Source organism: Neorhizobium sp. NCHU2750 (genome assembly GCF_003597675.1).
Lineage (GTDB): Bacteria > Pseudomonadota > Alphaproteobacteria > Rhizobiales > Rhizobiaceae > Neorhizobium.
The window spans coordinates 170,555-184,227 of sequence record NZ_CP030828.1; the positions used below are offsets into that span (position 1 = coordinate 170,555).

Consider the following 13,673-nt stretch of genomic DNA (forward strand, 5'->3'; position numbering starts at 1 on the left):
GTTGGAAAGAATATTTGCGTAGTAAAATTGGTTGAGGATGTGCTGCCGGTATCGCCAATTTGTTTGAGTATTTCATCTCACGCGTTGCTGTGCAATGAAATCACCGAGCGTTTTTCCTCGTTTGAAGGGTTTTCGTTTTCCACGTGAGATCGTCGCTTACACGGTTTGGGCCTACCACCGCTTTGCCTTGAGCACGGCCGATGTGGAGGATCTGCTCGCGGAACGCGATGTGATCGTCAGCCGGGAAACGGTTCGACTGTGGATCGATCGCTTTGGCCGTCATTTTGCCACCTGCATCCGCCGGGACCGGCCAGAGCCGAGTGACAAATGGTATATGGACGAGGCCTTGGTTGTCATCGGCAGCCAGAAATTCTGGCTCTGGCGAGCGATCGATGCTGACGGTGATGTTCTGGTTCAGCGGCGTCGCAATGCCGACCAGAGGCATTGCACGTCTTCGCTGATCCAGACCGTCAAATCGCCGCGCCGCCGCGGGCTTTCGTTATAGGCCGTCCAGTTCGTCACCCGATGCTTCTGCTGGGCAATCTTGTGTCGGCGGCCAGCCTTGATCTTGTGCGGCATATGGCAAATCCTCGAAGGTCGCGGCCCGCTCGATATCAGCCCACAACCGATCTATGCAACAAGGCCGCTATGACCAGCGGACGATCTCAAAGGATCTGTTGGTGTCGATCCCCGATGGCGCATTTACCGTCATCGTCGGACCGAATGCCTGCGGCAAGTCGACCTTGCTCAGGGCCCTGTCACGCCTGATCCGCCCGGCCGATGGCCAAGTGATTCTCGACGGCCATCATATCCATCGCATGGAGGCAAAAGACGTCGCCCGTCGCCTTGGCCTTCTTCCGCAGAGTGCCATTGCACCGGATAGAATCACGGTCGCCGATCTCGTCGCGCGCGGACGTTATTCGCATCAATCCTTTCTGCGACAATGGTCGAGCGCCGACGAGGCGGCGGTCGCCAAGGCGATGGCGGCAACCGGTGTCACGGACCTGTCTAGCCGGCTCGTCGACGAACACTCCGGTGGACAGCGGCAACGGGTCTGGTTGACGATAGTGCTGGCGCAGGAAACGCCGATCCTGCTTCTCGACGAACCGACGACGTTCCTCGACATTGCCCACCAGATCGAGCTTCTCGACTTTCTCGCCGATCTGAATGATGAAGGCCGAACCATCGTCGCCGTCCTGCATGATCTCAACCACGCCTGCCGCTATGCCTCACATCTCATCGCGTTGAAGGATGGGACGATCGCTGCTAGCGGCGAGCCCGCCGAAATCATCACCGCGGATCTGGTCGAAACCGTCTTCAACCGCCCCGCGCTCGTCATATCCGATCCAACATGGGCACGCCGATGATCGTGCCGAAGGGACGTTGGTCAGCTGGGGTCCAAAAACAGTGCTGTCCACCGATGGTGCCGGCAGCTCAATGGCTTAGGATCTTTCCTAAGACAGGCTGAGGGTTCGAATCTTGTCAATACCCTACAAACGGTTTGCAACTATCGCCGATGACGAAATCGGGTTCGAAAACGGCGTGACGCGGCGGGGCTTCGGCATGCCCGTTCAGGCGGTCGACAAGCATGCGCACTGCTTCGGTCGTCATCTTGGCAACCGGATGGACTGTGCGCGTGAGACGCGGACGCACACCCGGTAGTCCCGCCACGACGTCGGTCGAGACGATAGATATATCACGGGGACATTCCAGCCCGAGATCAGAGATGGCACGCAGCACCCCGAGAGCCATGATGCCATTGGCGACGTAGATCGCCGTCGGCCTCCGAGGCAATTGAAGAAGCTCTCTTGCCGCCGAATATGCCGTGTCTTCCCTGAACGCGCCAGAGCGGACGAGACTCGTATCGACGTCAACTCCGCGCGCACTCATGGCGTCTAGCATGCCCTGATATCGTCCGCGGCCGGGATCTACATCGGTCGTGCCGGTTACGGATCCAATACGGGTGTGCTGCATGTCGAGCAAATAGTCCGTTACCTGTCGTCCGGCCGAGACGTTGTTGAGCGTCACTGTATCATGGACATTGCTTTCGGAAGGGCCGGCGAGAAGCACGAGCGGAATCTTACCCTCAAGGGCCTGCCAGCGGCTGGGATCGGATCGCCCGACGGGAGAAATGATCATTCCATCACAAGAGAGTTCCCGTGCGATCATGACGTTGCGTTTTTCGCGCTCGGGATTTTCCCCACTGTTCAAGACAACAAGTGAATACCCCCAGTCTGCCGCCAGAGCTTCGGCATTCAAGACGATCTCCGCAAAGAATGGGTTTTTCAGGTTCGACACCGACAGAGCGATGAGTTGGCTGCGTCCACTCTTGAGATTGCGCGCCGTTCGCGACGGCGCATAGCGCAGGCTCCGGACTGCCGCTTCGACCCTCTCCCGCAATTCGGGGCTCACATATGCCGAATTATTGACGACGGCCGAAACCGTCGAAACGGCAACTCCGGCAGCTTTGGCGACATCTCGAATCGTAACCATCAAATTCCTAGCGAAACGTTTCGTCGCAAAAATCGACAAAATAATGCAAAAAGTCCAGCAAAAACATTGACTCATTTGATCCAATCTACAATTCTGCCGAAACGGTTTTCCATGGGAACATGGAGTGGGAGGATCGAGATGAGGGGCATTGTGATGCCAATATCCTTGTCGGGTCGAGGAAGCCGAAACTTCGGGAGGATGAAATGTCTGTTGATGAAACTATTGCCGCCGCCGGCGAGAAGACCACCGTCTCGGGTGGCTTTTTCACGCGTATCGGCGGCCCGTGGTCTTGGGCCGCTATGGGATGCCTGTGGTCGATCTATGCAATGAACACCAACATGCGGCAGTGGTTCTCCATCCTCCAGCCATCGCTGGTGGATGAGTTCCATCTCACGCCGTCACAGATGGGTATCTATTCCGGCATCCTGATGATTGCGCTTAGCGTCTCAGGCGTCGGTCTTGCGCCGTGGCTCGACCGCGGTGGCCACGGCTGGGCACGCAAGTACCGTCATCTGCCGATCGCTCTCTGCTATCTAATCTTCTCCGTGCTGACGGGATTTGGTCCGCTCAGTGCGACCTTCGGTGCAATCTTCGCCTTCCAATTGATCAAAAATCTTGCGAGCGGCGCCGGCGAAACCGCGGAAGTCACCGCCGTCGCGGAGTGGTGGCCGCTGGAGAGTCGCGGCTTCGCCCAGGGACTGCATCACACGGCGTTCCCATGGGGATCGCTCTTGGGCGGCCTCGCAATCGCCGCTGTCTTCTCGATTTTCGGCAGCCAATCCTGGCGCTATGTCTTCCTGATACTGCCATGGCTCGTGGTGCCGTTGCTGATTATCTATTGGCGCTTCGCGACGCCGGCAAACTATGCCCGCTTCGTCGACGACACGAAGGCGCGGGGCCTCACCCCACCGTTGATCGAAACGGAAAGCGGCGTGACGCTGCATGCTGCGCCTGGCGCATTCGGCCGCGCTTTGCGCAACCCCAACATCATGGTGTCCTCGCTCGCCTCGGGCCTGGCGAATTTCAGCTACTATGGCTTGAGCTTCTGGCTGCCATTGTATCTGGCGTTTGTCGCCCACTACTCGATGGCTTCGGTCGCCGCCTATTCCGTCATCTTCACGATAACGGGTGGCATCGGCCAAATTGTCTGGGGGCTCATTTCGGACAGGTTCGGCCGCAAGTATAGCCTGATAGCCATGTTTCTCTGGCTTGCCGTCGCCTATCTACTGTTCCTCTATGCGGGAGCTGGTGTAGGCGCTCTTGTTGCGATCCAGCTCTTTGCCGGCATGTCCACCAACGGCGTCTATCCAGCTCTTTACGCGCTGGCCTCTGACTCCAGTGAAAAGGGAGCCGTAGCGATTGCCAACGGGCTCAATATGGGTGGTCCGGTGCTGGGTGGCCTCGGTACGATCTTCGTCGGCTACATTATCGAATTCGGTGGTGGCTATTCGTCCCCCTCTGGCTTCATGCTGGCGCTGTATTTCCTGGCAGGCGTCATGACGCTTGCTGCGGTTCTGATCGCCCTGTTCACCCGGGAGACTGCCGGAAAGTACCAGCATCTCGATAGGGCGCTGGTCAGCCGGGAAGCATGCCTTCGCAGCGGCATGCACGGCTGAATGTCCAGCGAAATATGAAGAGGAGTAACAACAATGACCTTCATTAAGCGGCTTTGGGCACTGGAAGGCGGGTACATCCGACCCGACCGTGGTGCACTGGTGTTGGGAGAGCAGGGACCGGTCACCATACCGTCTCCAACCTTCCTGATGGAGCATGAACGCGGCCTGGTCTTGATGGATACCGGCATGGTCCCGGCTGCGGCAGATGATGTCCATGCAGTCTATGGCGACATGGCGGAACTTGACGGCATCTCGCTGAAGCCAGAACATCGCGTCGATCGACAGCTTGAAATGATCGGCTTCAAGACGTCGGATGTCGACTATGTCATCATGTCCCATCTGCATTGGGATCATACCGGCGGGATGTATCTGTTTCCGCATGCCAAGTTCTTCGTCATGAGCGGTGAACTCCAATATGCATTCTGGCCCCGTGCAGGCGGCCCGCTCTATCGGCGCGAGGACATTGAGCCAACCCGCGGGTTCGACTGGACCGAGATTGAAATCCCGGATTTCGACTTTTTCGGCGATGGAAGCCTCAGGGTCGTGCATCTGCCTGGACACAGCCCAGGCAATGCCAGTCTCGTGGTGCGTCTCGCCAACCGGACTTTCATCCTGGCCGGTGACACGGCCCATCTGCGGTCCGGCCTTGAAAAAGATCTGCCGATGCCGTCCGACTGGAACACGTTTGAGGCAGTGCGGTCTATCCGCAAGCTGAAGCAGATGGCCCATAGCCTCGATGCAAGGATATGGATGCTGCATGACGACGAGGATTGGGCGGAATTCAAGCATGCTCCGGATTTCTACGCGTAAGAGGTCATGAATAACACCTCGCTGCGCACATAGTCGTATCGGGGTAACACATGCGGGCAGTTCGGATGTCAGGCAGGGCATCGGATTGCTCGCAAGAATTGCTTGAGATGGATATGGATATTGCAAAGATGACGGCTTCGGATTTCTTGTCGAAATGGGTGGAGACCTTCAACGCAGACAAATCGAAGCTCATAGAGTTATACGCGCCCAATGCATCTTTGCATGGGACATCCAGCGCGGAACTCTACATAGGGCGTGACAGAATCCGCACCTATTTCCACGGCACGGCGACAGTGTCGATAAGCCACCTTCACTGTTCGGATGTGGCTGCGAATGTTGCCCTGCTCGTTGGCCATTGCGTGTTCTGTAGCGTGCTGGATGATGTGCGGGTCGAAACGCCTGCCCGGTTCACCTTTCTGATGGAGAAACGCCGGGAGGACGGATGGGTTATCCTGCATCATCATTCTTCCGCCAACCCGAAGTAAATCGCGTCGACCTGTGAACCGCCCCAGATTTCTGGACCAGCTGAGGCTAGAGTTTCCGGCTTCATTCAGGGAGGCGGGCTGGTTGAACCACCTTATTGATTGCCGTTTCCCCAGGACGGTTGCGTTGAGGCGGGGGCTTTCACCGCACGGAAGAGACGTTTCTTTTCAGTCATCATCAAGTGTCGTGTAGTGAAGGCCCCCGAGCCAGCCTCACAGCTCACGGCTCTCTGTCGAGTGAAAATTGTTGACAATCTGCATTCTGCATGAAATCGTCGGCGCTCAGGAGATGCAATATGCTGATGAGCGCCGTTGAATTGCTGAGAACGCATTCCCTGCCCATGGTTCTGGAGCAGGAAATTCTCGCTGTTCTGCTTGGTGGCGAACTGGCTCCGGGTGATCACCTGAATGAAAAAGACCTTGCATCCCGCTTCGGCATAAGCCGAGGTCCTGTCCGCGAGGCACTACGGTCGATGGAATCATCCGGCCTCATCGAGCAGGTGCCGAACCGCGGCTTCTTCGTCCGGCAACTGACCACGCAACAGGCCTATGATCTCTATGACGTTCGCGCAGTTCTCTTCGGACTGGCTGGAAAACTGCTTGCGCGGAGGATCACGGAAAAAGAGGCCACGCGCCTAGCCACCTTCATCGCCGACATGGACGCAGCCACCGCTGCAAATGATTTCGATTCCTATGTGCCGCTCAACTTCGCTTTCCATGAATTCATCGTGCAGAACGCCGGAAACACTGCGCTGGCGCAGCAATATCTCGGTCTGGTGAAACAACTAAGGCTCTATCGCACCCGCAGCCTGCATCATGTTGCATCAATGCATGCATCACAGGTCGAGCATCACAAGATGGTCGACGCCTTAATCCGCCGGGATCCTGAAGAGGCGCAGAGAACCCACCATCGACATGTCGAGGCCGCCAAGGAAAGGCTGATCGCGATCGCCGCCGATTTGAAATGAAAAAGGGAGAGATTTGTGACGCAAGCATCCGACATTACCGCCCAGGCGATTGGTTTCATAGAGCGTATGACCTATGCCGATCTGCCGGATGACGCCCTGACAATCGGCCGGCGCTGCATGGTCGATACTGTCGGTCTTTATCTCGCCGGCAGTCAGGAACCCTCAGTACGCATTTTGGCCGAGGACGCACTGGCGCAGGGCGGGCGGGCGGACGCGCCGCTTCCGGGTGCAGGTGCAACGAAGGTGCCGGCGGCGTTGGCGGGGCGGGTATGGGGCACATCCGGCCATGCTCATGACTGGGACGATACACAGGTCTCGCACGATCCTGCCCATGTCTACGGACTGCTGACCCACCCATCGGTACCGCCGTTGACAGCCGCCCTGATTATCGCCAGCGAGCTCGGCAATGCGGATGGCAAGGATGTCATGCTTGCATTCCAGGTCGGCTTCGAGGTGGAGTGCAAGATTTCCGAATGGATGAAGCCCCGTCACTATCGCCGGGGTCACCACACAAGCGGTACGGTCGGCACATTCGGTGCTGCTGCCGCGGCCGCCAAGCTGATGGGACTGAAGGGCGAGAAACTTGCCAATGCCCTGGGGCTTGCAGCAAGCTTCGCAGCCGGCATCCGGGTCAATTTCGGGACGATGACCAAGCCGCTGCATGTCGGCCGCGCCTGTGAGAACGGCATTACCGCCGCCAAGCTTGCGGCCGAGGGCTTTCAGGCTGATCCGGCCGCGCTCGACGGTCCCTGGGGCTTTTTCTCTGTGATGGGCGAAGGCTTCGACGAGGAAAAGGCAAAACAGGGTTTCGGTGCGCCTTTAACGATTGTGTCGCCGGGTGTCAGCATCAAACCCTATCCATCCGGCATCCTGACCCATCAGTCGATGGACGCGATGCTGAAGCTGGTGCTCGACCACAACCTCAAGCCGCAGGAAGTGGAGCGCATCCATTTCTTTGCCGGCAAAAACATCATCGAACCGATCCGCTATCCTATCGCGAAGAACCATTTGCAGGCGAAATTTTCGATGCCGGCGCTTCTGGCCATGATCGTGCTGTGCCGGCGAGCGAGCCACCACGAATTCGAGGATGCCTTCGTTGCGGGAGAGGCGATGCAGGATCTACAGGCGCGCACCGACGTGATCAACGATCTGGAGATCGATGCCCAGGGTTATGACAAGATCCGTTCGCGCATCGAAGTTGAGACCAAGGATGGGCGCACATTGGTGCAATGGGCGGATGAACGCTACCGCGGCGGCCCTTCCAACCCGATCGATGACAGCGGTCTCGACGCAAAATTCAGGATGTGCGCCGAGGGTGTGATCAACGAAGACCAGCAGGAGGAGCTGCTAGGTCTCGTGCGCGGCATCGATCGGGTGGCCGATATCGGGCGCCTTGTCGATCTCATCAGCGGAGTATCTGCCGAGGCCAAGGAGATGGCCGCCGAATAAATGCAGCATGACCGTTTGGGGAGAAGCGGTTTTCAAAAATGGGAGAGAGAGATGAGCATGATGCGCATGATTGGGCGCGCGGCGGGAGGATTTGCCGCTTTGGCATTGTTTTCTTCGGCAGCTGCCCTCGCCGAGCCGGCCAGCTATCCGGTCAAGGTGGTGACACTGGTCACGCATTCCAGCCCGGGCGGCGGTAGCGACGTCTTCCTGCGGGAAATGTCCAAATATCTGGGCAAGTATATCAATGCGACCTTTGTCGTCGAAAATGTCCAGGGCGGCAGTGGCGCCAAGGCGATGGCACGCGTGGCATCTGCGCCGGCCGATGGCAGCGTCTTTTACGCGACAACGCCGACCTACATCTACACGTCCCTGATGAGCAAACCGCAGAGCACCTACAAGGACATGCAACCGATCGCCAACATCTTTCTCGATAGCGAGGTGATCTTCACCCGCACCGATGGCCCTTTCAAGAGCCTGAAGGATGTGATCGACCAAGCGAAGAAGGAACGCGGTCGCTGGGGGGCGGCCAATCCGGCATCTCTGGAGCGGCAGGCGGCCGAGCAATTGAAGCGGGCAGCGGGCGTCAATGCGGCGATCGTGACCCATGAAGGCGGTGGTGACATGATGCTCAACGTCATGAACGGCACGCTCGATATCGGGGTCGGCGAAATCCAGGAGCTTCGTTCCCAGCTCGACGCAGGCAAGATTACCCTGCTTGCAACCTTTAATCCCGAGCGCATTCCCGACAAGCCGGATGTGCCGACCGTGAAGGAAAGCGGTTTCGACGTCTCGCTCGTCAAGTTCCGCGGGCTTGCCGGGCCAAAAGGCATTCCAGACGAGACTGCGGCGATCTGGGACAAAGCGGTGAAGGAGCTTCTCGCAGACCCCGAATACGAGAAGGCCTATTCGGACGAGGTGCTCGTTGCACAACCGATCGACCACAACGATTACCCCGGCTTCATCAACAACTTCGCGACGAAGACCGAAGAGTTCCTGAAAACGACGGGCGCGATCAAGTAGCCAAATCCGCTTTGGGGATCGCCCCAACGGGCGGTCTCCACGTTGCGATTCCCGACGAGGACAATCCCGATGAACAAGGATTTATTCAGCGGCCCGGCTCTGCTTGCGGTGGCCGGCATCTACTATACTTGGTCGACCCAGATCGCCGACAGCACGCTGTCCGACGAGATCGGCGCAGCCGGCCTTCCGCAAGTGCTCGCCGCTCTTCTCGCCATTCTCAGTCTTTGCCTCATCATTCGCTCGCTTCTGTCTGCTAAGGCGCGGACAGCGCAGCTGGCTGCGACGGGTGTTGCCGAGGACGACGAAGAAGAGGATTTCAACGCGCCGCTGCCACGCGCGGTCGGCTTCCTTCTGTTTGGCGCCATCTATATCTGCCTCTTGCCATTCGTCGGTTACGTCGTGTCGACGGCGCTGCTCATCGGTGCGATCGCGCTTTACGAGGGGGCGCCACGGACGTGGGTCGTGATTGCCGCAGCCGTTGGCGGAGGCGTCCTTTACTGGGCGATCTTCGTAAAACTTCTGGGTGTCAACCAGCCCGCGGGCTCGCTCCTCGGGGGGCTTTTCTGATGGGCACGATTTCCGACATCATCCATCTTCTGACCCAGACGCCAATCTTTTTCGTCGCCATTATCGGCCTGACCTGGGGCATTCTGGGTGGCGCTTTACCGGGCATTTCCGCCTCCATCACCATGGCGCTCGTGCTGCCCTTCACCTACACGATGGACCCGGCTCAGGCGATCGCACTTCTGGCCTGCGTCTATATCGGCGCGGAATATGGCGGATCGATCCCGGCGATCCTCATCCGCACGCCAGGCACCAATTCATCAGCCGCAACCGTTATCGACGGTTACGAGATGAACCGCCAGGGGAGGGCCGGCGAGGCGCTCGGTATCTCGCTGATGTCTGGCGTGGTGGGCAGCCTGTTCGGTCTTGCCATGCTAATCCTGCTGACCGAGCCTCTGTCTTGGTTGGCGTTGGCCTTCACTCCGGCTTCTTATTTCGGTTTGGGCATTCTCGGCCTTAGCGTGATCTCCTCGATGAGCAGCGGCTCGTTGCTCAAGGGGCTTGCGGCGGCAACGGTCGGCCTGATGATCTCGACTGTCGGTACCGATCCGATCTCGGGTGTGACACGGTTCACCTTCGACATCCCCGATCTGCTCGGGGGTATCGAGCCGGTACTGGTAATGGTCGGCCTGTTTGCACTGACGGAGTTGATGAGCCAATCGGGCTCGCTCAGCACGGCCAGGCTCAACGCCAGCATCCGAATCAAGCTGCCGAGCCTTGCTTTGATGAACACGCTCAAACGCTCGCAATTCATCGGCTGCATTCTCGGGTTGTTCGAAGGACTGACACCCGGCGGCGGCGGGTCTATCGCAGCCTTCATGTCCTATAACGAGGCCCGCCGCTGGTCGAAGACACCACAACTTTTCGGCAAGGGATCGGAAGAGGGCGTCGCTGCCCCGGAAACAGCCAACAACACCGTTGCCAGCACCGCGATGATCCCGCTTCTGAGCTTCGGCATCCCGAGTTCCAACTCCACCGCCGTGCTGCTCGGCGGCCTGCTGATGCATGGCCTCATCCCGGGGCCGCGGCTTTTCGAGCAAAGCGGCCAGGTCATCGACAGCATCTATGTCGGATCGTTCATTGCCATCATTGCCCAGATCGGTATCGGCATCATCATCCTGCCGGCTTGTATCTGGCTGGTCAACAGGCCACGCCACTATCGCTCGGGCTTCATTTTCGCGCTGATCCTGTCGGGCATATACACGCTCAACAACAGCATTTTCGACCTCGGTATCGCACTTGCGCTCGGTCTGGTCGGTTATCTGATGCGGCTTACTCGCTTCCCGGTGCTGCCGATGATTCTTGGTGTCGTCCTTGGCCATATGGTCGAGTCCAGTTACCGACGTTCGCTCGTGCTGTCAGGCGGAGACATGATGGTCTTCCTCCAGGATCCCATCTCGCTCGGCCTCCTGTCGCTGGCTTTTATCTTCATCGCCTTCTCGCTATTCCGAGAACTCCGGGACGCCCATAAGGCCAAGCTTAACGAGGCTCACCCATGAACGTTACCGTTTCTACAACCACCCCGGTTTCAGCCGTCATTTCGAGGTTCGCCGAGACAGCTTCGCCCCCCGGCTCCGTCGAGACAGTCTGCAGCCGGCTGATCATGGACATCATAGCCTTGGCGATTGCCGCGCGCGAGACCGACTATGTCCAGGCGGCGCTGAAGAGCGCCGTCGAGGATGGGAATTGCACGGCCTTCGGGCACGGCAGGACCCTCGGCCTCTATGATGCGGCGCTCGTCAACGGAACGGCCGGCCATGGCGAGGATTATGATGATACTTTCGAGGGCGGGCCGATCCATGCCGGAGCGGTCATCATACCGGCCGTCATGGCGATCGCCGAAAAACGGGGACTCGACGGCAAGGCTGTGATGCGTGGAATCGCCGTCGGAGCAGAACTGATGTGCCGGATGAGCCTCGTCGCGCCTCAGGCCACCCATAAGGCAAGCTTTCATCCCACGGCTATCTTCGGTGCGCCGGCGGCGGCGGCGGCCGTCGGCGCAGCGCTTAGTCTCGACGAGGCGGCGATTGGGAGGGCGCTTGGTATTTCCGGCAGCCTCGCCTCAGGCATCATCGAATATCTGGCGGATGGTAGCTCGACCAAGCGTCTTCATGCCGGGGCCGCAGCACAATCCGGATTGCGGGCTGCGTTGCTGGCCGAGGCTGGCTTTTCCGGCCCCGCCAGCGTGTTCGAAGGCTCGCATGGCCTTTACAAGGCTTTTGCACCCTCGAAGACGCCGGACTTCAACCAGTTGCTCGACGGGCTTGGAGAGCAATGGATCGTCGAGACACTGGCATTCAAGCCCTATGCCTGCGGAACGATGACACAGCCTTTCATCGATTGCGCCATGATGTTGGCTCGAACGGGGGTCAAGGCCGAAGAGATCGTCTCGATCACCTGCAAGGTGGGTGAGGGGACTGTCCATCGTCTGTGGGAGCCGCTTGCGAAGAAACATGCACCGCCAAATGGCTATGCCGGCAAGTTCTCGACACCCTATTGCATAGCGGTCGGTTTCATCGACAGGGAGGCGGGGCTTGGCCAGTTCACCGACGAGAGAGTGCTCGATCCGGATCTCAGGGCCCTTGCGTCAAAGGTTTCCTATGAAGTGGATCCAGGCGACCCTTATCCGGGCAATTTCGTCGGCCATCTGCGGGCAAAACTCAGCGATCGCACGGTGCGGGAATTTCGCCAGCCCCACATGCGCGGTGGTGCCCATGACCCCTTGCCCGACAGCGAGTTACAGGCGAAATTTGCCGCCAATCTGCGCTTTGCGGGCATGACAGATGCGGCAATCGACAAACTGCGTGCTGCTCTTGAGGAAATTTCGTGTGGTGGCAAGGTCAATCTGTCCGCGGCGCGGCCTTGAACGGAGAAATGAATGACTGAGAAGGATTTGCAGGGGCGTGTTGCGCTCGTAACGGGCGCATCACGCAATATCGGCAGGGCGATCGCACTTGCGCTTGCGGCACGAGGTGCCGTCATTGCAGTTGCTGCACGCTCCGACCGATCGGCCGCTGAGACGGTGGTACGCGAGATCGAGGCGGCAGGTTCAACGGCGGCCGTATTTCTCGGAGACGTGTCGAAGGAAGACGACGCTGACCGCCTTGTCGACGAGGTGGGCTCAACGCTTGGCCGGCTCGACATTCTGGTCAACAATGCTGCGGTGCGCCGCGAGACGCCGATAGAGGAACTCGCTTTTTCCGACTGGCGTGAAGTGATGGGGATCGCTCTCGATGGTGCGTTCCTGATGAGCAAGGCCGCCATTCCTCCGTTGAAGAAGAGCGGGCAGGGTACCATCATCAATATTGGCGGCCTGACGGCCTATCTGGGTGCCTTGCATCGCGCTCACGTAATCGCTGCCAAGGCAGGGCTGGATGGGCTGACAAAGGCCTTGGCGCACGAGCTCGGTCCGTATGGCATAACCGTCAATCTCGTCTCACCGGGGATGATAGATACCAACCGCCAGCATGCCGGTGCCAGCAATCCCACCCATCACCAGACCACCAGGACGCTGGTTGGTCGTCGTGGAACACCGGAAGAGGTCGCGGCGGCCGTGGCTTATCTGGCCAGCCCGCAGGCGCGTTTCACCACGGGCCAAACGCTGCATGTCAACGGCGGTGCATTCCTTCCATAGCCTGGATGTGACAGGCTGCGAATCGTCAAGCCAGGTGCGGGTCAGCAGATCAGCACCCACAATACCGGTCATGCGAATGTCTCCTGTCTCTTCCCCCGCTCATCCCGAGAAGGCGAGCCTCTCCCTTCTTTGTCTGCTATGCCTCAAGATCGGTACGCTCAGCTTTGGCGGCGGATTGTCTGGATGGTTCTATCAGGAGTTCGTGCAGCGCCACCGGCTGGTGGACGACGATGATTTTGCCGCGAGCCTTGCTATTGCCCAGATGCTGCCGGGCGCCAATGTGGTCAACCTCATCATCTGCCTGGGAGAGCAGTTGCGTGGGCCGGCCGGGTCCGTGACATGTCTTGCGAGTTTTCTTGTTGGTCCGTTTTTCGCGGTATTGGGACTTTATGCGTTGTTCGATTACTTCGCTGATCTGGCCCTACTGCCTATCTTCTTCAACGGCATCGCCTTTGCAGCCATTGGCCTTTTGCTGATGAACTGCATTCGCGGGGTACGTCGGGCAATGCGTTTTCCACCCTTCGCGGTCATCGCCGCGGCCACCGCCGTTATGGTCGGCGTGCTGCAGTGGCCATTGATCCCCGTCGTACTGGCGTTGTCGCCAGTCAGCATCTTTCTCGCCTGGAAAAGAGGCTGA

General features: G+C 58.8%; 13 protein-coding genes and 2 pseudogenes. 13 read left to right on the top strand and 2 right to left on the bottom strand.

Annotation, left to right across the window (positions count from 1 at the left end; all coding sequences use genetic code 11):
- Nucleotides 1–94 precede the first annotated feature (94 nt).
- Nucleotides 95–484 (top strand): annotated as a pseudogene (locus NCHU2750_RS21565) (IS6 family transposase); the annotation flags it as partial.
- Here the strand turns inward: NCHU2750_RS21565 and NCHU2750_RS30650 are convergent.
- Nucleotides 415–579 carry a hypothetical protein gene (locus tag NCHU2750_RS30650; protein ID WP_162939728.1) on the bottom strand — a complete coding sequence of 55 codons (165 nt, stop codon included), beginning with the start codon at nt 577–579 and terminating at the stop codon, nt 415–417. The pseudogene NCHU2750_RS21565 and the gene NCHU2750_RS30650 overlap by 70 nt on opposite strands.
- 53 nt (nt 580–632) lie before the next feature.
- On the opposite strand from NCHU2750_RS30650, the pseudogene NCHU2750_RS21570 reads away from it, so the two are divergent.
- A pseudogene (locus tag NCHU2750_RS21570) lies at nt 633–1,468 on the top strand (ABC transporter ATP-binding protein).
- Between the two features lie 14 nt (nt 1,469–1,482).
- On the opposite strand, the gene NCHU2750_RS21575 reads toward NCHU2750_RS21570, so the two are convergent.
- Nucleotides 1,483–2,568, bottom strand: a complete 1,086-nt coding sequence (locus NCHU2750_RS21575; RefSeq protein ID WP_245480487.1) for a LacI family DNA-binding transcriptional regulator — start codon at nt 2,566–2,568, stop codon at nt 1,483–1,485.
- 128 nt (nt 2,569–2,696) lie between these two features.
- Here NCHU2750_RS21575 and NCHU2750_RS21580 point away from each other — a divergent pair, with 128 nt between their 5' ends.
- The 11 genes from NCHU2750_RS21580 (at nt 2,697) to NCHU2750_RS21630 (ending at nt 13,673) form a co-directional block, all read left to right on the top strand.
- Entirely contained in the window at nt 2,697–4,109 is a 1,413-nt protein-coding gene (locus tag NCHU2750_RS21580) for an MFS transporter (RefSeq protein ID WP_162939744.1), read from the top strand.
- Between the two features lie 33 nt (nt 4,110–4,142).
- A complete protein-coding gene (locus tag NCHU2750_RS21585; RefSeq protein WP_119943843.1) occupies nt 4,143–4,919 on the top strand; it encodes an N-acyl homoserine lactonase family protein in 777 nt (258 codons plus the stop codon).
- 107 nt (nt 4,920–5,026) lie between these two features.
- Entirely contained in the window at nt 5,027–5,404 is a 378-nt protein-coding gene (locus tag NCHU2750_RS21590; RefSeq protein ID WP_119944307.1) for a nuclear transport factor 2 family protein, read from the top strand.
- Between the two features lie 293 nt (nt 5,405–5,697).
- A complete protein-coding gene (locus NCHU2750_RS21595) occupies nt 5,698–6,369 on the top strand; it encodes an FCD domain-containing protein (RefSeq protein ID WP_119943844.1) in 672 nt (223 codons plus the stop codon).
- Between the two features lie 15 nt (nt 6,370–6,384).
- Entirely contained in the window at nt 6,385–7,818 is a 1,434-nt protein-coding gene (locus NCHU2750_RS21600; protein WP_119943845.1) for an MmgE/PrpD family protein, read from the top strand.
- Between the two features lie 51 nt (nt 7,819–7,869).
- The gene (locus NCHU2750_RS21605; protein ID WP_205583917.1) at nt 7,870–8,838 is read left to right on the top strand and encodes a tripartite tricarboxylate transporter substrate binding protein; all 969 of its coding nucleotides are present in this window, start codon (nt 7,870–7,872) and stop codon (nt 8,836–8,838) included.
- Nucleotides 8,839–8,907: 69 nt separating this feature from the next.
- Complete coding sequence (locus tag NCHU2750_RS21610) at nt 8,908–9,405, top strand: tripartite tricarboxylate transporter TctB family protein (protein WP_119943846.1); 498 nt, start codon at nt 8,908–8,910, stop codon at nt 9,403–9,405.
- Nucleotides 9,405–10,901 carry a tripartite tricarboxylate transporter permease gene (locus tag NCHU2750_RS21615; RefSeq protein WP_119943847.1) on the top strand — a complete coding sequence of 499 codons (1,497 nt, stop codon included), beginning with the start codon at nt 9,405–9,407 and terminating at the stop codon, nt 10,899–10,901. Before NCHU2750_RS21610 ends, NCHU2750_RS21615 begins: the two co-directional genes overlap by 1 nt.
- Nucleotides 10,898–12,268: an MmgE/PrpD family protein gene (locus NCHU2750_RS21620; RefSeq protein WP_119943848.1), complete on the top strand. Its 1,371-nt coding sequence runs from the start codon at nt 10,898–10,900 to the stop codon at nt 12,266–12,268. The genes NCHU2750_RS21615 and NCHU2750_RS21620 overlap by 4 nt, the downstream gene beginning before the upstream one ends.
- Before the next feature lie 12 nt (nt 12,269–12,280).
- Entirely contained in the window at nt 12,281–13,036 is a 756-nt protein-coding gene (locus NCHU2750_RS21625; RefSeq protein ID WP_119943849.1) for an SDR family NAD(P)-dependent oxidoreductase, read from the top strand.
- Nucleotides 13,037–13,112: 76 nt separating this feature from the next.
- Nucleotides 13,113–13,673, top strand: a complete 561-nt coding sequence (locus tag NCHU2750_RS21630) for a chromate transporter (protein WP_162939745.1) — start codon at nt 13,113–13,115, stop codon at nt 13,671–13,673.

Bases quoted from the DNA above. Each gene is read 5' to 3' on its own strand.
- NCHU2750_RS30650 (WP_162939728.1), bottom strand. From the start codon at position 579: ATGCCGCACAAGATCAAGGCTGGCCGCCGACACAAGATTGCCCAGCAG.
- NCHU2750_RS21625 (WP_119943849.1), top strand. From the start codon at position 12,281: ATGACTGAGAAGGATTTGCAGGGGCGTGTTGCGCTCGTAACGGGCGCA.
- NCHU2750_RS21610 (WP_119943846.1), top strand. From the start codon at position 8,908: ATGAACAAGGATTTATTCAGCGGCCCGGCTCTGCTTGCGGTGGCCGGC.
- NCHU2750_RS21595 (WP_119943844.1), top strand. From the start codon at position 5,698: ATGCTGATGAGCGCCGTTGAATTGCTGAGAACGCATTCCCTGCCCATG.
- NCHU2750_RS21590 (WP_119944307.1), top strand. From the start codon at position 5,027: ATGGATATGGATATTGCAAAGATGACGGCTTCGGATTTCTTGTCGAAA.
- NCHU2750_RS21575 (WP_245480487.1), bottom strand. From the start codon at position 2,568: ATGAGTCAATGTTTTTGCTGGACTTTTTGCATTATTTTGTCGATTTTT.
- NCHU2750_RS21630 (WP_162939745.1), top strand. From the start codon at position 13,113: ATGTCTCCTGTCTCTTCCCCCGCTCATCCCGAGAAGGCGAGCCTCTCC.
- NCHU2750_RS21605 (WP_205583917.1), top strand. From the start codon at position 7,870: ATGAGCATGATGCGCATGATTGGGCGCGCGGCGGGAGGATTTGCCGCT.
- NCHU2750_RS21620 (WP_119943848.1), top strand. From the start codon at position 10,898: ATGAACGTTACCGTTTCTACAACCACCCCGGTTTCAGCCGTCATTTCG.
- NCHU2750_RS21615 (WP_119943847.1), top strand. From the start codon at position 9,405: ATGGGCACGATTTCCGACATCATCCATCTTCTGACCCAGACGCCAATC.
- NCHU2750_RS21585 (WP_119943843.1), top strand. From the start codon at position 4,143: ATGACCTTCATTAAGCGGCTTTGGGCACTGGAAGGCGGGTACATCCGA.
- NCHU2750_RS21580 (WP_162939744.1), top strand. From the start codon at position 2,697: ATGTCTGTTGATGAAACTATTGCCGCCGCCGGCGAGAAGACCACCGTC.